General features: G+C 66.7%; 15 protein-coding genes, 2 tRNA genes and 1 pseudogene. 8 read left to right on the forward strand and 10 right to left on the reverse strand.

Features of this window, described 5'->3' with window-relative positions:
- Positions 1-797: 797 nt before the first annotated feature.
- Positions 798-938, forward strand: coding sequence for a hypothetical protein (locus BWI15_RS39245; RefSeq protein WP_168197264.1), 141 nt, complete (start codon positions 798-800; stop codon positions 936-938).
- Between the two features lie 517 nt (positions 939-1,455).
- Here BWI15_RS39245 and BWI15_RS05540 read toward each other — a convergent pair.
- Positions 1,456-1,528, reverse strand: a tRNA-Asn gene (locus BWI15_RS05540).
- A gap of 116 nt (positions 1,529-1,644) precedes the next feature.
- Entirely contained in the window at positions 1,645-2,169 is a 525-nt protein-coding gene (locus BWI15_RS05545; RefSeq protein ID WP_077013191.1) for a hypothetical protein, read from the reverse strand.
- Positions 2,170-2,503: 334 nt separating this feature from the next.
- Between BWI15_RS05545 and BWI15_RS05550 the strand changes: the two genes are divergently transcribed.
- The gene (locus tag BWI15_RS05550; protein ID WP_143465414.1) at positions 2,504-3,148 is read left to right on the forward strand and encodes a hypothetical protein; all 645 of its coding nucleotides are present in this window, start codon (positions 2,504-2,506) and stop codon (positions 3,146-3,148) included.
- A gap of 546 nt (positions 3,149-3,694) precedes the next feature.
- Here BWI15_RS05550 and BWI15_RS05555 read toward each other — a convergent pair.
- The gene (locus BWI15_RS05555) at positions 3,695-4,597 is read right to left on the reverse strand and encodes a sigma-70 family RNA polymerase sigma factor (protein WP_077013193.1); all 903 of its coding nucleotides are present in this window, start codon (positions 4,595-4,597) and stop codon (positions 3,695-3,697) included.
- A gap of 215 nt (positions 4,598-4,812) precedes the next feature.
- Here BWI15_RS05555 and BWI15_RS05560 point away from each other — a divergent pair.
- Both BWI15_RS05560 and BWI15_RS05565 read left to right on the forward strand, forming a co-directional pair.
- Positions 4,813-4,889: transfer RNA gene (locus BWI15_RS05560), tRNA-Ile, on the forward strand.
- Positions 4,890-5,159: 270 nt separating this feature from the next.
- The gene (locus BWI15_RS05565) at positions 5,160-5,369 is read left to right on the forward strand and encodes a hypothetical protein (RefSeq protein WP_077013194.1); all 210 of its coding nucleotides are present in this window, start codon (positions 5,160-5,162) and stop codon (positions 5,367-5,369) included.
- A 21-nt stretch (positions 5,370-5,390) separates the two neighbouring features.
- Here BWI15_RS05565 and BWI15_RS40425 read toward each other — a convergent pair whose 3' ends face one another.
- Complete coding sequence (locus tag BWI15_RS40425) at positions 5,391-5,525, reverse strand: hypothetical protein (protein ID WP_269087157.1); 135 nt, start codon at positions 5,523-5,525, stop codon at positions 5,391-5,393.
- 674 nt (positions 5,526-6,199) lie between these two features.
- Positions 6,200-6,745 (reverse strand): GAF and ANTAR domain-containing protein, encoded by a 546-nt coding sequence (locus tag BWI15_RS05570; RefSeq protein WP_237771138.1) that lies wholly within the window; start codon positions 6,743-6,745, stop codon positions 6,200-6,202.
- Between the two features lie 445 nt (positions 6,746-7,190).
- Between BWI15_RS05570 and BWI15_RS05575 the strand changes: the two genes are divergently transcribed.
- Together BWI15_RS05575 and BWI15_RS05580 are read left to right on the forward strand one after the other, a co-directional pair.
- Positions 7,191-7,757 (forward strand): ATP-dependent DNA ligase, encoded by a 567-nt coding sequence (locus BWI15_RS05575; RefSeq protein ID WP_168197265.1) that lies wholly within the window; start codon positions 7,191-7,193, stop codon positions 7,755-7,757.
- Positions 7,754-8,041 carry a hypothetical protein gene (locus BWI15_RS05580; protein ID WP_077013196.1) on the forward strand — a complete coding sequence of 96 codons (288 nt, stop codon included), beginning with the start codon at positions 7,754-7,756 and terminating at the stop codon, positions 8,039-8,041. The genes BWI15_RS05575 and BWI15_RS05580 overlap by 4 nt, the downstream gene beginning before the upstream one ends.
- Before the next feature lie 18 nt (positions 8,042-8,059).
- Here the strand turns inward: BWI15_RS05580 and BWI15_RS05585 are convergent, their stop codons facing one another.
- Entirely contained in the window at positions 8,060-8,749 is a 690-nt protein-coding gene (locus BWI15_RS05585; protein WP_237771139.1) for an ANTAR domain-containing protein, read from the reverse strand.
- Between the two features lie 490 nt (positions 8,750-9,239).
- Here BWI15_RS05585 and BWI15_RS38685 point away from each other — a divergent pair, with 490 nt between their 5' ends.
- Entirely contained in the window at positions 9,240-9,464 is a 225-nt protein-coding gene (locus tag BWI15_RS38685; RefSeq protein WP_143465415.1) for a hypothetical protein, read from the forward strand.
- Between the two features lie 471 nt (positions 9,465-9,935).
- On the opposite strand, the gene BWI15_RS38690 is transcribed toward BWI15_RS38685, so the two are convergent.
- The 3 genes from BWI15_RS38690 to BWI15_RS38695 form a co-directional block, all read right to left on the reverse strand.
- The gene (locus BWI15_RS38690; RefSeq protein ID WP_143465416.1) at positions 9,936-10,142 is read right to left on the reverse strand and encodes a hypothetical protein; all 207 of its coding nucleotides are present in this window, start codon (positions 10,140-10,142) and stop codon (positions 9,936-9,938) included.
- Between the two features lie 94 nt (positions 10,143-10,236).
- Complete coding sequence (locus BWI15_RS05590; protein ID WP_143465417.1) at positions 10,237-13,182, reverse strand: RHS repeat-associated core domain-containing protein; 2,946 nt, start codon at positions 13,180-13,182, stop codon at positions 10,237-10,239.
- Between the two features lie 759 nt (positions 13,183-13,941).
- Positions 13,942-14,595 (reverse strand): hypothetical protein, encoded by a 654-nt coding sequence (locus BWI15_RS38695; protein WP_143465418.1) that lies wholly within the window; start codon positions 14,593-14,595, stop codon positions 13,942-13,944.
- A 402-nt stretch (positions 14,596-14,997) separates the two neighbouring features.
- Here BWI15_RS38695 and BWI15_RS40700 point away from each other — a divergent pair.
- A pseudogene (locus BWI15_RS40700) lies at positions 14,998-15,078 on the forward strand (hypothetical protein); the annotation flags it as partial.
- A gap of 209 nt (positions 15,079-15,287) precedes the next feature.
- Here BWI15_RS40700 and BWI15_RS05600 read toward each other — a convergent pair.
- Positions 15,288-15,590 carry a hypothetical protein gene (locus BWI15_RS05600; protein ID WP_143465419.1) on the reverse strand — a complete coding sequence of 101 codons (303 nt, stop codon included), beginning with the start codon at positions 15,588-15,590 and terminating at the stop codon, positions 15,288-15,290.
- Between the last annotated feature and the right edge of the window lie 11 nt (positions 15,591-15,601).

Raw genomic sequence — 15,601 nt, forward strand, 5'->3', positions numbered from 1 at the left:
TTCGGCGGAGGGCCGCTCACCCGGCCCCGCTCAAGGCGCTCGACCGCAACGCCAACGGCCACTACGGGCAGTCAGCTGCTCTTCGGAAGGGCCTCCAGGCGGCGCTCGGCCGCCGTTCGGCCGAGGACCGCTCACCCGGTGCCGCCCAAGGCACCCGACCGCACCGCTGACGGCCACCGCGCAGCAGTCGGCCACCTTTCGGCAGGGCCTCAGCGCGGCCGTCGGCAGCCCTTCCGCGGAGGACCGCTGACCCGGCCCCGCTCAAGGCGCTCGGCCGCACCCGCCCGCGTCCACCGCCCGGCAGCCGGGTACCTTTCGGCAGGCCCCAGGCCCCAGGCCCGGGCCCGGCCGCGGGCGGCGTTCGGCCACCTTCTCGGCGGGGCCTCCGCTTCCCCCGCCCCGCGCGAGGTGCTCGGCCGACGGCCACCACGCGGCAGTCAGTCGCCCTCGGGCGGAGGACCGCTCATCCCGTCCCGCTCATGGCGCGCGGCCCGCAACGCCAACGGCGACTGCGCGGCAGCCGGGCACCCTCCGGCGTGGCCGCCGGGCGGCAGTCGGGCACCTTCCGGCGTGGCCGCCGGGCGGCAGTCCGGCACCTTCTCGGCGGGGCCTCCGCGCGGCAGCCGGACACCCTTCCCCGGCCCTTCGGCGACCGTCGGGCACCCTCGCCCACCTCCGGGCGACCGTAAGGCCCCCATTTCCGGCCGGAAACCAGGGCTGTCTCAGGGGTGTGACCCAGTGCTTCTCACCACCGGCAGGGGATGATGGAGTCCAGGTCCGACCGAAGGAGAAATTCGATGGGCTGGTTCATCCTGCTGGTGCTGATCGTGGGCGCCGTCGCGGCATTCAAGTACCGCGTCCCTCTGATCGCCAAGCTGACCGGGCAACCCCCACACCGCATCCAGCGTGCCCTGGAGCGCCGCAAGAACAAGAGCTGACCCACTGTCGTCATCGCCCCGTCGCACCAAGCGACGGGGCGTTCGAACTCACGCCCGAGCGAACGCGCTCCGCCCCGGGCGCAGCAACTTCGACCCGATCTCGCTCGAGTGGCCCACACCGACGGATGCGGGCTGGAGAGCCCGCGCAAACGCGGTTGGCTCAAATGCCCCACATCACCGCGGTGCAGCCGGAGCGACCCACACCAAAGCCGTCCGGATCGCATGATCCACTTCAGCGCCGTCCGCCTCAACCATCCTCTATCGACGCTCTCGCCCGAGATGTCGCGCATCACCGCGGATCAGCTGAAGCGCCCCGCAACACCGCCGTCCGGCTCGAATGACCCACTTCAGCGCAGTCCGGCTGGAGTGCCCCACTTCAACCCCGTACGGCTCGAGTGCGGGCGGAATTGTTGCCGGCCGGCTCGAGCCCAACCGGCTCATCGCCGACCGCCGACCGCCCGGCGTTCAAGCAACAAAAAGACCGATTCCGAAGCCGGAACCGGTCGATCGTTTGTTGCTCCCGCGACTGGACTCGAACCAGTAACCTGCCGGTTAACAGCCGGCTGCTCTGCCAATTGAGCTACGCGGGATCGGTGGTCTTGCGTTGTCCCCGATCCCCGAGGACCGGATTAGGTTAGCAGGCTCCGGCCGAACTACAAAAACGGGATTCGCGCACCCCGATCGCGGGCCCGAACCGCCTTCCGCGTCAGACTCCGAACTCCTCCCGAACACCCTGCAACGCCGCCTCCGCCCGCTCGATCAGCCCCGGCTGGTCCGGCGACAATCCCTTGTCCAGAACGAAGTTCCAGGCGATCGGCGCGTCCGTCGTCGCCGGGTTCCGCCGGCCGACGATCCGCACGCCCTTCTTGCCCGCCAACGGAACGTGCCGCTGTACGACGATGCTCGCGTCGACCCGCTCCCGCAGCAACTGCCCGAACCGTCCCGGGTCGTCCACCGCCAGATCGGTCGACCGCAACGGCGTCCCGAACGCGGTCGTCTCGTACACGTGCAGCACCGACCCCTCGGAGTCCCACGCCGCCCGCTCGATCGCCTCCCAACCCACCCGGCGAAGCTTGTCCCCCTCCGGCAGATAGACCGCCGACCGAGTCCCCGCCACCCAGGCCCCGTCCGTCAGCTGCACCGCCGCGAGAATGTCGTCCCGCTCACCCGCGGCAACCCGCACCGCCTCGACCAGCTCAGAGGGCCATACCGAACGCCGAAGTTTGAACACACCTCCATCGTCGCAGCCCACGCCAACCGCCCCGCCGCCTGGTCTCCAACGCCATCGACCCGGGCGCCTCGCGCAGTTGCTCACGGCCTTCGCCGCACCTACCGCTCAGGCGCCCGGGTTGCAGAGCGCGACAGAAGCCCAGTGCGAGGAACTCTGACAGCCTCCTGGGGCGAAGCGCAGGTCTCCAACCAGTGGTTGGCGCCACTCGACGCCAAACCCTAAGTTGAGACCTATGCGACTCTTCCGGCGGCAGAAGACCATCTCCGTGCCGGACCGATACGGCCTCGGCCCCGGCGACGCCATCGAACTGCCGGCTCAGCCGAACGTGCAGCGGTTGTTCGACGGCGTCGCGGACAAAGACCGAACCCGCATGATCGTCGGCTACCTGAGCCACCCCGACCCGGCCGTCCGCCTCGCTGCCATCCAGCAAGGCCCGGCCCCCGGCACTGCGACCGTCGCCGAGATCGAAGAACTGGTCGACCGCCTGGCCGACCTCGACCCCGCCGTACGAGCTGCCGCGGGCGCCGCCCTCTGGGACATCCAGGCCGACACCGCCTGCGAGCGAACCGTCCTGATCCTCCGCGACGAGATCCGCGGCCACACGATGACTTTCGGCGCCCCCAGCACCGAATCCCTCCGCCTGGGCCGCGAACCAGCCGAACAGGCCCTGCAAACCCTGCTTGCCTCAGCCCCCGACGACGAAGCCCAGGCCCGCCTCCAAGCCCTGATCGACGAACACGTCCTTCTCCCCGACACCGTCGAGCCCGACCCCACTCTCGTCCTTGAGTTCATCGAAAAGGTCATGCGCCGAACCAGCGACGGCGAGATCGCCACGTACGAGGCCTACCGCGCCACTGACCGCGTTCAAGCCCTTGCCTACCTCAACGCCCACCCGGTCACCGAGGAGTTCTACTACCTCGAAGTAGAAACCCCGGAAGGCACCTTCGGCCGCGACATCAAGGGCATCTACGACATCTGACGCACCAGCCGGACGTCGACAACAACTTGGTCGCGTCGACGCGAATCGTCGACGACCTCGTCGGCCCACTCGAACTTTCGACGACCTCGGCGCGGCCCACCTTCAATGACGTCCTCGTCAGCTCCTTCGGCAGATCCGGGTCACCAGAGCACCGCGAGCCGGCCGCGCCGAACGGCGGCGAACGAGCGCCCCGAGGACTCGTACGACCGCAGCCGTGCGGCTGAGTTTCAACCAGCGCCGATCATCTCCCTCCTCGGCCATACGCTCCGCGAGCCGACGAGCCGCGTGGCTGCCATACGCCGACTTGTTGTGGGTGACAGAAGTCGACGTACGGCAGATGTAACCCCGCGCAGTAGCGAGGCAGCCGCAAGCGCACAGCGGCGTCGCGGGTCAGGTCCCGCTCGGCGACCCGTTCCGGCGGGACGGGCCCTGGCCTGCGGCAGCTGCAGCGCACAGCGGCGCCACCACGGGCAGGTCGCGTCGGCGAGCCTGTCCGGCGGGGATCAGCCTGGCCCTCGCCCGAGGTCCGCACAGGCGAGGGCTGGGTCAGGTCGAGTTGGCGTACTCCCTCAGTCCGGGCGCATGCCGCAGGTAACGGAGGGCCTCCAACTCAAGAGCCCGGACTTTCGCAGGCGGAAGACAGAGGCGTTCGGCGGTTTCCTCCAAGGTGGAAGGGGACGTGCTGTGCAGCCCGTAGCGGAGGCGGAGGACGTCCTGCTTCAGGTCGTCCAGGTGTTCCAGTTGGCAGTGCAAGTCCCGGTTCAAGGCGGCCCGCTGGAGTAAGTGCTCGTCGTCGACGATCTGGTCGGTTTCGTTGATGTCCAATGAGGCGGGTCGAAGCTTCCAGGCTTGTGCTCGTTCAACGCGCGCGACAGTGAGCGACGCGGCTTGAGCGAGCTCTTCGGTAGTGGGTTCTCGTTCGAGGCGCTGGAGGAGTTCGCGATGCACGGTGGCCACGCGGCCGGCGTCGACGTACGCCTGCGCGGGCATGCGGATGAGACGTGACCGGTCGGAGATCGCGCGGCCCAGCGCCTGCCGAATCCACCAGATCGCGTACGTCGAGAAGCGGTGGCCGAGCTTGTGGTCGAAGCGCTCGACGGCCCGGATCAGGCCGATGTTGCCCTCCTGGATCAGGTCGAGCAGCGACAAACCCTTGCCGCCGTACCGCTTGGCCAGGTTCACCACCAGCCGGAGGTTTCCCTCGATCATGCGTCGCCGAGCGGCCCGACCCAGCTCGGCGACCGCAGCCAGCTCGGCACGGCGGTCCAGCTCGGCGCGGTCCGTCGTCGGCGCCGCCCGGGCCAGTTCGTCAGCGGCCAGTACGCCGGCCTCGATCCACGTCGAGAGTTCGTACACCTCTTCCGGGCTCAGCAGCTCGTGCCGCCCGAGGTCGCGCAGGTAGGCGACCAGCCCGGTCACGTCAGCGGCGTCGCAGTCCATCTCGGCCATCGTTCTCCCCTCTCTCTTGAAGGGATGGTGCCGCGATTCACCACGCCAGAACGGGCCGATCTGAGATCGGTGGACAACTACGGGAAGTAACCGTGTGGTAACCCGGTGTCTGTGGATAACGCGCGACAGCCAAGCGGCCCGCCGGGTTATCCTCCGGCGCCGACGATCCGGAGCCCACCAGATACGATCTCCCGACAAGCGCCGACCAGGCGCCGGGGGCGGTAGCTCAGCCGGTCAGAGCAGGGGACTCATAATCCCTGGGTCGTGGGTTCGAGCCCCACCCGCCCCACCACAAGACCGCAGGTCAGGTGCATCGCATCCGGTCGACGTTGGCTCTGCGCGGTATCTGGCCACGGTGAATCCCGTGGCTCTCCCTGGCGCCGGTCGTCAGCTCACCGTCCAGGTTGAGGTCGGTCCCCGGCGGCTGAGGGGTTCCTGGCTGGGTCGGCGGTCCACCGCGTGCGTTGCCTGTCGCAGCTGCACGCGAGCAGTAGATCGTGATCGTGGAAGTTGGGTACTGGTGCGGTAGGCAACTACCTAGCGACCACAAGGGAGTCGATCGATGGCTGAGACGAAGTCGACCCGCAACAGCGGCCAGGAGTGGACCGACGACGACGTGCAGCAGTTGCGCGAGCTGGCCGAGGGCAACACCCCGGTCGGTGTGATGAGCGTGAAGCTCGGCCGCACCGAGGACGCGATCCGGGGCAAGGCGCAGGCGGAGGGGATCAGCCTGTCGCCGCCGAACCGGTCGCCGTACGGCGACATGAGCTGACACCGGCCGCTGCTGATTCCTTCACGGGAAGGGCAGCGCGGCGTCGACCCGGCTGCCGGCCGATCTGGTCGGCCCGGTCGACGTCGAGTTCGCGAAGCTGGTCGAGACGATCCCGGGCGAGTCCGCGCTGCCCGACGGTAGTCGGTACGACGTCAAGGATGGGTACCTTCACTGAACTCGTCAAGTCGTGTTTGAACGCTCGACTGGTGCCTCGGCGCGTGGAGTGCGGGTGCGGGGTCGCAGGTGCGTCGGTAGCTTGTCCGGTGAAACCGGGGGTAGCGCACCGACGAGCCATTAGGCGAAACCCGCATGGTTGGTGGCTCGCTGAGCGGGAACCTGTTGGTAACGTGGTCAGGATCCCGCGCGGGAGATGGGCTGCCAGGTCGCGCGCTTGGACAATGCAGCGCGCGTGACCGTTCCCATCTACCCGCTCGGGTGGATCTTAGGATGCACCCGCAGCGTCGCCTGGCGTGAGGAGTTCGCACAAGTTCGACGAGGCAGCGGATCGAGTGGGCCACCGGAGTGCTGATGCAGCACCTTGACCTGGCCGCTCGTCCGGCCCGCGCTAGGTCGGCGATTCTGGCGATCGACCGGTCGCTGGCGACGACTGCACGTGAGGTGGTTGTGGCTGCGGTGGCCGGGCGCTGTGGGTGATGGTGTGCGGGGCGGTTCTGGTGCTGCTGGTCTGAACAACCGGAACCTCGGGCGGCCGGACCTCGCGCGCGACTGCTCCCCGTGCGGGTGGAGTGCCCCCGCTGATGCACCGACTCACCGAGTCAGCGATCCATCGCCAGTATCGCAAAACGAGGTCGAACCGTTACACCGGGCGCTCAGGGCAGTTTGCGGCTGTCGACCAGCTCTTGGGCGACGTCGCGCAGTTTGCGGTTGGCGTCCATGGAGTAGCGCCGCAGCACTTCGAACGCTGGGGTCGCGTCGAGCTTGTAGCGCTCCATCAGAATGTCCATCGCCTCGCCGACGAGCCGGCGGGCGTCGACCGCCTGGGTCAGGTTGGCTGTATAGCGAGCGGCGGCGATCGCGGCCGAGGCGTGCTGGGCCAAGATGTGCGCGATGTCCAGATCGTCGTCGCTGAAGCCGTGGGCTTTGGCGCTGTACAGCGCCAGCACCGCCTCGGGGCGCCCGGCCACCAGCAGGGGCAGGTGCATCGCGGAACGGATCCCGGCAGCCAGCATCTGCTGGCACCACTGCGACGACCACCGGTCGTCTGCGGCGACGTCGGGGATCAGCAGCGCGGACCGCTCCTTGAGCGCGGTGATCATCGGACCGGCGCCGGCATCGATTTGATCGTGGTACAGCGCGGCTAGCTTCGGGTCGGTCATTGCCATGATCTGAGCGCGTCGGGCCTTGGCGATCAGCACGACCGCGGCGTAGTCACACCACACCCTGCAGCGAGAACTGCACCACTGTCTCGACGGTCTGCTCGACGCCGTCGGCGGCCTGCAGGTCCGCGGCCAGCCGACCGAATTCCTCGGCTGACGAATGGTTCATTGACACAGCAGGCTCCTCCTAGCCCTCGCCCAATGCTGCTCACACGAGCAGGAGTGACCCCGCGTCGCCGACCAATACCCCGCACACGTTCGGCGTAAAACTTGGCCAGCGCGCCCTGGTCGAACGCCCGGCAGCCGGAAGGAGCGCGGGCTGGACGATGCCGCTTTGATGCTTGCACCTAGCGCTGAGACGCGGTTGAGCGTCAACCGAGGCGTGCGCCCGGCTGTGCCTGAGCGGCGATGGTGGCGAGACTTGGGGGGATGGAGTCGTTGGCGGGCGACCTGCTTGGGCCGGTCGGGCTGGCGCGGCGGTGAGGTGCGGTTGTGGTCGCGTAACGGCAACGACTTCACCGCGAAGTTCCCCGACGTCCAGGTCGCGCTGGCCCGGCAGGTCGACGTCGACTGTGTTCTCGACGGCGAACTGGTGGTGTGGACCGGGAACCGGCTCGACTTCGACGCACTGCAGCAGCGGATGGCCAGCACCGCGGCAACGGTGCGGCGCCGCCTGGCCCCGGCCCAGCCGGCGTCGTTCGTCGCCTTCGATGTCCTCGCGATCGACAGCGTCGATGTGCGCCCGATGCGCTGGACTGCTCGCCGTACCCGGCTGGAATCCCTCGCGGCCGGCTGGACGCCACCGCTGCAACTGTCCCCGGCCACCGCCGACGCCGACGAGGCCATGGAGTGGCTGGAACCGTTCAAGACCAGCGGCGTCGAAGGCCTGGTCGTCAAAGGCGCCTCCAGCCGGTACCTGCCAGGCCGGCGGGAGTGGCTGAAGGTGAAGCACCGCGACACCGTTGAGGCGATCATCGGCGCCGTCACCGGGTCCCTGCAGCACCCCGAAATCTTGGTCGTCGGCCGCTACCGCGGCAAGGAACTGAAGTGATCGGCCGCACGGTCAAGCTGAAGTCCGACCAGGCGGCCGTACTCGCCAAGCTACTGAAACCGGCCTCGGCCAGGCACCCGTGGCCCGACCAGATCGCCACCCATTGGGGTAAAGGCAGCAAAACCCCGATCATCAAGGTCCAGCCCAAGGTCGTCGTCGAAGTCGCCGCCGACGCGGCCCTGCAGGCCGGCCACTACCGGCACCCGCTGCGACTCATGCGTCACCGAGCTGACGTGCAGCCCGAAGACGTCCCCACACTTCCTGAGATCAGTGCGGGCAGCTGATGAGAGCGTCGAGCCGGTTCATCTGGCCTTGGCGGCTACATCGGCGACGATCCCGGCTGCGACTCGGTGCAATTTGATGTTGCCCGCTTGGGAGGTTCGGACCAAGAAGGCGAAGGCCCGGTCCGGGTCGAGCTGGTAGCGCTCCATCACAATGCCGATCGCCTGACCGATGCCGTTTCGGGTCTCCAACGCCCTGTGAAGGGTGTCGTCTTGGCGGCTCCAGCCCAGCGCGGCCGCGGCGAGGTTGGCGAACAGCATGGCGAGCTGGCGATCCTCGATGCTGATGCTGTGCGGCTGGTCGGAGTAGAGGTTGAACCCGCCGCGCACGTGCGGTTCCGCACGGAACTGGAACGCCAATTGCGACCCGATCCCGAAATCGCGCGCCGCCCGCGGCCCGTACACCGGCCACCGCAGATCGGTGCGGATGTCGTCGACCTGGACCACCGGTTCCTCGAGCACGGCCGCCAGGCACGGTCCCTCGCCCAGCTCGTACTGCAACTCGTCAGCTCGGACCGCGATGTCATCGGTCGGAGCCAACGTGGTGATTTTGCCGTCCTTGGCGGTGAGAGAGACGCTCGCGTGGTCAATAGCCGGCGTTGCCGCGACCACGGCCTCGGTGATGCCTTGCAGGGTCTGCTCGACGTCCATCGGGAACCGCAGCGACAACGCGACCTGATGCATGACGGTGAGGAGTTCCGGGACTTCCACGGCGTCGGTCCGATCTCAGCCGGCACCTACAGGTGAGTCGGACTGATCTTCGAGAGAACCGAGGATGCCTCAGCTGACCGCTGAAACGAGAAACCGCCGGTAATTACACTGTACTCCTAGGCGCGGGGAGCGCCGCCGGGCCTAATGCCGAGCAGTTGTGCACGGTGCCGATCATCCGCTGGAAAAAGCACATTCCGACGTCGCGCCCAACCGTGCTCGGCACGCTCCAACTGCGTCCAGCGCTGACACCGAACCGAAACCACGGCATCAGGTCGCAGGCCGAGCTGCGCAGCGTCCCTGGTGACAGTCCAAGGCCGCGAGGTCCCGGAGCATCAGGGTCTGCCGTGCAGCTCGACGCCGGTCGTGAGACATATGCGGCAGGGGTCCAGCCGTGGGCGGTCGTGTCTGGGTCGTCCCAGTACCAGCCGTGGACTCCGCAGTGCCGGCAGTACGGGCGCGGCCAGGTGCCCCGCTGGTCGATGCTCACGGGGTGAGCACAGGTCAGCTTGCGTACGGCGTCGACCGCTGCGCCCAGCTGCCCGGTTCGTTCCGGCCAGGCGTCGGCACCGATCGGTGGCAACAGCTGCTCGACGTACTCGATCGCTGCGAGCAGCTGCTCACCGTCGACCGCGGCGTGGTGTCGGGATGCCGGCATACCGACATCCTCTCCCATGTCAGCGGCGCGGCTGGTGGTTGTGGTTCGGCATGGCCTTGAGAACCGTCTCGAGTTCCCGTAGCCGGGCGGAGTCGAGGGGCTGGGAGCCGAGCTTGGGCTGCCGAGGGAGGCTCGCCCAGGCTTCGCGCGCTCCGCCTCGCGGTAGCTGAAAACCTCCGACAGCGGCATGCCGTACCCGAGATAGGCCCTCATCCGGTCGGCGTAGAACTCCGAGCGGCGCGCGGCCCACTGCACCACCACAGGGCGCGAACATCGGGGCCAGCATCATGAACCTGCGCAGCCTTCACAACGACGAGAAGGCGCCGCCCGGTGCCGTAGAACGGCACGTTGACGGCGCCTTCGTTCGTCCCCTGCGGTGGTGGCCAGTCAGACGACCTGTTGACTGCACAGATCGAACGCGGGCGGCAACCTGCGGCTTCCGCCAATCGCTGCACGTTCGAGGTATCCAGGCCGCTGCTCGCATCCAATCCGTCACGTATCCGCCGAGGGGGGTTACTGCGATGATATACGTTACTGTTCTTCAGTATTGCGCGGTTTGGTTTTTGCGCGTTTGGTGAAGAATAAGATAAAGACTAAAGCGATTGAAAGGGCTGCAATAAGTACGCCAATGCTTTGATTTCTGGTCAGCCCTGCTAGAGCTGCGAGGGCGCCAAGCAGAATCCCTGCGATGAATATTGTTAGAGAGATTGCTCTATAGTTTTTCTTAGGCTGACTCACTGGTGAGCTTCCTTGAGGTTTCGAATGATCTGATCTGCAGGCGAACAGTGATCCGGAGCGACTCAGGGATGCCTGCTCCGGATCACCGATCATCCTAATCGTCGTCAAGTAGTCCTTCAGTGACGACGTAGCCGATTCCGAATCCAAGGCCAGCGGCTCCCCCGATAGCTGTACCAGGGCCGATGCTGAAGATGGAACCGGCGGCCGCGCCGATGGTAGTCGTCGTGCCGATGAATCCGAGGTCGGAACGGAAGTCGGCGTCCGAGTATAGACCGGTGGGGTCAATCCTGTTGGCTGGATTCCCGCTGGCATAGGAGTACCGGCTCGCCTCGTCTGGCGCAAGCAGGAAGCTGAGGGGGTCTTGGCTGGTCCAGTTGGCGGTGGTGGTGTCGTGGAAGCGAACGCCTCGTTTGAGCCAGCCGGTTTGGTCGTCGAGGAGACCGGCGGTGTAGCGCAAGGGGTTGACCGTGGCGGAGGTTCCGGTGGAGGTCATCTGCTTGCCGGCGGGATCATAGGTGTAGGTCGCGGTCACCGTGCCCGTGTTGTTGACCAGGCCGATCGGTGAGCCTTGGTTGTCGAGGGTGTAGTAGTCGACACCAGTGCCGGTGTTGAGAGCGATGGGCGAGCCGGTGGGGTCGGTGTCGAGGTAACTGATCTGGCCGTTCTTGATGAACGACGAGATGATCGGCACGCCGTTCCGGTCGTTTTGGCCGTAGACATAACTGGTGGTGTTGGTGCCACTGGTGGTGGAGACGAGTTCGTTCTGGTCGCCGCCGCCCCAGGTGTAGGTACTCGAGGACGAGCCGTTGGTGCGAGCCGTCATCTGGCCGGCGGCGTTGTAGGTGAAGGTGCCCTGGGCCGGGTCGGCGGTGCGATTGCCGGCGGCGTCGTGGCTGTAGCCGGCGGAGCTGATCTGGTTGGCGGTGTTGTACGCCAGGCCCTGGACCTGGACGCCGTCGATCTTTGTCGAGGTGCGGTTGCCGGCCTTGTCGTAGGCGTAGACATAGTCGCGGCCGCCGTAGTTCGTCACGCCGGTGAGCCGGTTGGAGGTGTCGTAGCTGTAGATCGACCGAGCGGCATTCAGGTTGTTGACCGACCAGCGGATGACGCCGGTGTCGGTCGTCGCTGTCGCGGACGGGCAGGCCTGGCCGGAGACGTAAGGGGAGTAGCAGAACGAGGTGTCGTAGACCTTGGTGGCGTCGTTGGAGGCGCGCGACGTCCAGGTGCGCGAGATCCGCCCGGCCTTGTCGAAGGTGGTCTTGGTGTGCGCGGCGAACGTCGTCCGGGCGGTGTTGGTGTTGAACCAGGTGTCGGTGCGTTTGCCGTTGGCGTCGTAGGCGAACGCGGTGGCCTGACCGTTCGGCGTCGTCATCGACACAACCTGGTTCGCGGCGTCGTACGTGTAGACGGTGGTGCCCCGCGGATCGGTCTTCGACGTCAGGTTCCCGGCCTTGTCGTAGCCGTAACCGAGCGTTCCACCGCCAGAGGTCGACGTACGGGAGGTGACGCGGTTCTGGGCGTCGTAGGTGTACGTCGTGGTGCCGGAGGCGTCGGTGCGGGTCAGCACGTTGCCGGCGCCGTCGTAGGTGAATGCGACGTCGGGGGTGGTGTCGGAATACTGGATGGTCTTGATCCGGTCGGCGCGGTCGTAGGCGTAGATGGTGCGCAGCCCGCGGCCGTCGCGGACGCTGTGCAGCCGCCCGAACCCGTCGTAGTCGACCACGACCGGCGCCAGCGACGATCCGGTCGGCGGGGTGATGTTGGTCAACTGGTGGTCGGCGTTGACGGTGTAGTCGGTGACGTTGTCCCGCGGATCGGTGGAGGTATTCAGCGTGCCGTCGGCGTTGTAGTCGACCTTGGACGTCGCGGTCGCGGAACTGTTCGCCGAGGTGAGCTGGTTGCCGGCGCCGTCGTAGGTGAAGAGCTTGTTGTTGCCCTGGGTGTCGGTACCGCCGGACGGCAGGTACTTCGCGGCGCCGGTGTTGGCGTAGGCCGCGGTTGACTTCGCGCCGGTGGCCGACGTGACGCCGGTCAGGGATTCGCCGCCGTTGACGGCCGAGTTGTAACCGAAGGTGGTGACCCCGGAGACGCCGTTGGTCGAGGTCGCGACATCGTTGAACGCGGTGTAGGTGTTGGCCCGAGAACGGCCCACCGGGTCGGAGACTGAGGTTACCAACTCCTGTGCGTTCAGCGTGTAGTAAGTCTGCGGGCCCTCGGACGGGATCGTGGCGGTGTTGTTCGGGTCCGCGACGTAGGTTTCACCGTTGGAGTAATAGGTGAACCGGGTCGCCGCGCCGCCGGCCGGGTTCTGCTGGGTCACCTTCTTCACCCGGTGGGAGACGTCGTACTGGATGGCGGTCTGCTTGCCCTCGCCGTTGGTGATCGTGGTCAGGTCGCCGGTGGTCGCGTCGTACCCGAACTGGGTCGACTTCGAGGTCGGGTCGGTGATCTTGGTCAGTTTGCCGTTGGTATAGGTGTAGCCGACGCTGCGCGGGGTGCCGTCGTCGCCGGCCTGGGCGATCGTGACCAGGCTGCCCGACCAGGTGAAGTTCGCCGTCTTCGCGCCCGCTCCGCCGCGCGTGGAGACGACCTGGGACAACTTGCCCGAGGTGTAGGTGAACGTCGCGGACTGGCCGTTGCGGTCCTTGATCGACACCAGCTGACCGGTCGAGTTGAACGTCGACACCTGGTTGCTGGAGTGGTCGGTGATCGTCCACCCCGTACTCGTTTTCACCATGGTGACCTTGAACCCCGCGGGAGCGGTGTACGTCGTTGCGGTGGCGGGCTGGAACAGGCCCTCTCGGCCTTCCGGTGCCAGGTAGAGCACCGAGTTGTCGGAGTTCAGGATCACCTTCGTGTCCTGACCGACCCGCATCGCCCAACCCGCACCGGCCGAACCAGACGGCAGAGCAGCTCCCGCGGCGAGCCGCAGGCTGTTGTAGTCCAGACCGAGCTGCAGATCGCCCTGGATCCCCGGCAACAACAGATCGGACGTGGTGACCAGCAGGTTTCCAGTGGCGACATCGACCGAGGCCGACACCTTGTCAGAGATCGAGAACGGGATCCGCGTCGCCGACGGACGCGCCCCGGTGAACTGGGCAGTGAGAACTGCCGCTGTGCTGGCCTCGGCTGGCAGCGCGGCGATCGCGCCCCCGGAAAAGAGCGTCAATACAGCGGCGGCCGCGCTGACGGAACGACGAGAAGACAGACTTCGGGCAAACAAAACAAACCCCCAGTAGCTGTACGGCTTCCCCACCACGGCCCCCAAGCCAGGGAAGAACACCTGTGACAGTAGGTAGGCAACCAGTCACCATCAAGAGGTTGGATCACGCAACCAGTTGCAACAAGATGCAGTTCGCAGGCAGTTCACTCATCAGCACGGTTCCGTATCCGAGGCGGTCGTACTTTGTGCACTGTCGGGACGCTGGCGCGGCTAGGCAAGTCAAGCGGGTACTTAGCGGGCCAGGGCCGGGAGTGCTGGCGGGCGCAGTGGCCTCGGCGAGTGAGGCGAATTTACGTTTCCCGAAGGCGGAGCACCGAAAGTCGTGCCCTATGGAGTAGCCGTTGGCGGCGGACGGCAGCGTGGCATCACTCGTGGCACGAAATGGTCGCGATGTATGGGAATCTCGCCTCCGCTGAGGGATGGCGCGCAACTGGAACAGCTGTAGGGAGCGGATGCGACGCTGTCGTTCCTCCTCGTATGAGAAGGGCGTAGGTCCGATGCACACAGGGCGGCGTAAGCAGTCCTGTCAATCTTGGTCGGCACAGGTCACTGCGGTGAGACGTTGAATGCCCATTGTCATCCCGCACAACATGACCCTCCACAGCTTGACGAGTTCGGCTGCGTCTCTACTCCGCGGTTGAGGTGGAGGCTCTTCGCCGCGACAGATATGTGGCTCGTCGAACGACACAACCACACACGTGTCAGCACGACACTGACAGTTGCTCCCGTTGGTGCCGTGGCGTCAGCCTCTGCACTGAGTACGGCGGAGTGGTTATGGACATTCGCGAGGAGAGCGGACGGGAGGCGGTCGTAGTCGGTCTTCGGGCCGTGGTCTCCGGGCTGTTCGAGCCATAGTAGGGTCTGGCGATCCAGGGGGACGGCGATTGCTATCGCGCCCGCTAGCCCTCTTTCGTCGTAACCGTCGCCCGGTACCAGGGAGACTGGGACGTCTGAGGCCACGAGCCGTTTCCGCGTGTAGATAACGCGGGACCAGGACCGGTCGTAAACGATGGCGGTCGCTCTGTCGTATGTCCTGGCGAGGATGTCGAGGTGCTCTTCACCGTCGACGACGACCTCAGGTCCTTCGGGCGAGTGGATGTCGTCCCACACGCGTTCGGCCTCGGCTATGGATACCGCGCGGCCCAAGCCTTCGCTCATCGCATGCTGGAGGTAGGCAAGACCGCCCATGCCAACCTGAGCCTGAACGGTGATCGCAGCGACCTCGGCCATCCGCCGACGGTTGTCGGGGCCCCGGAGATATTGGCGGGGCGACCCAACGGGCGAGCAGTGCGCGATCGTTGTCCTGAAGTTCGAAGGTCGGCATGTCGATCGCTCGCCGCAGGGCCGGTGCGATCTCGTTCTCCACCTCGCTCAGCCACCGCTCCCATGCATCGGTGACCGTCCCGTCTGGAAGAACGACGGTGTAGAAGTTTTGATGACCGCGGCATCGGTCACCGACACCTCTCGGCGACGACCCGTGTCGAGGTCCAGTTGAATGATGCGCTCGTCGACGTCAGCGACGCCGCGCAGATGCAGCCGGGGCACCGCCGTCGACAGCGTTGACGTGCGACCGCTGCGCTGGACCGCCCGCCGTACCGGGCTGGAGGCCTTCCGGACGGCTGGACGTCGCCGATGCAGCTGTCTCCGGTCACCGCCGATGTCGACGAGGCCAAGGAGTGGCTGGAAGCGTTCAAGGCCAGCGGCTTCGAAGGCCTCGTCGTCAAAGGCGCCTCCAGCCGGTACCTTCCCGGGCAGTGCGAGTGGTTGAAGGTACACCGCGACGCAGTCGAAGCGATCATCGGCGCCGTCACCGGTTCCCTGCAGCACCCCGAGATCTTGGTCGTCGGCCGCTACCGCGGCAAGGAACTCGAGATGATCGGCCCGACGGTCAAGCTGGAAACGGACCAGCAGCAGGACCCCGATCAATCAAGGTGCAGCCGCAGCTCGTCGTCGAGGTCGCCGCCGACGCTGCTCTGCAAGTCGGCCACTACCGCCACCCGCTGCGCCTGGTCCGCCACCGCGCCGACCTCCGGCCAGCGACGTCGAGACGCTGCCTGGCAGCTGATCACGGCACCGGGCAATGTCGTAGCGATGTGCCGCGGCAGTCCGGTGGAGACCATCTCGGTCGCGAAAAGGCGCCGGAAGTCGTGCGGGGTGAAGTGGATCGCTGGCCGGCGCCGCGCAGCCCGGCGGCCGGCCGCGACGTCGAGCAGTAGTCGCCTCACGACCGCAGCCG

This window comes from Kribbella sp. ALI-6-A (genome assembly GCF_001984195.1).
In the GTDB taxonomy this organism is placed as follows: domain Bacteria; phylum Actinomycetota; class Actinomycetes; order Propionibacteriales; family Kribbellaceae; genus Kribbella.

Bases quoted from the DNA above. Each gene is read 5' to 3' on its own strand.
- BWI15_RS39245 (WP_168197264.1), top strand. From the start codon at position 798: ATGGGCTGGTTCATCCTGCTGGTGCTGATCGTGGGCGCCGTCGCGGCA.
- BWI15_RS05555 (WP_077013193.1), bottom strand. From the start codon at position 4,597: ATGGCCGAGATGGACTGCGACGCCGCTGACGTGACCGGGCTGGTCGCC.
- BWI15_RS05565 (WP_077013194.1), top strand. From the start codon at position 5,160: ATGGCTGAGACGAAGTCGACCCGCAACAGCGGCCAGGAGTGGACCGAC.
- BWI15_RS38695 (WP_143465418.1), bottom strand. From the start codon at position 14,595: ATGGCCGAGGTCGCTGCGATCACCGTTCAGGCTCAGGTTGGCATGGGC.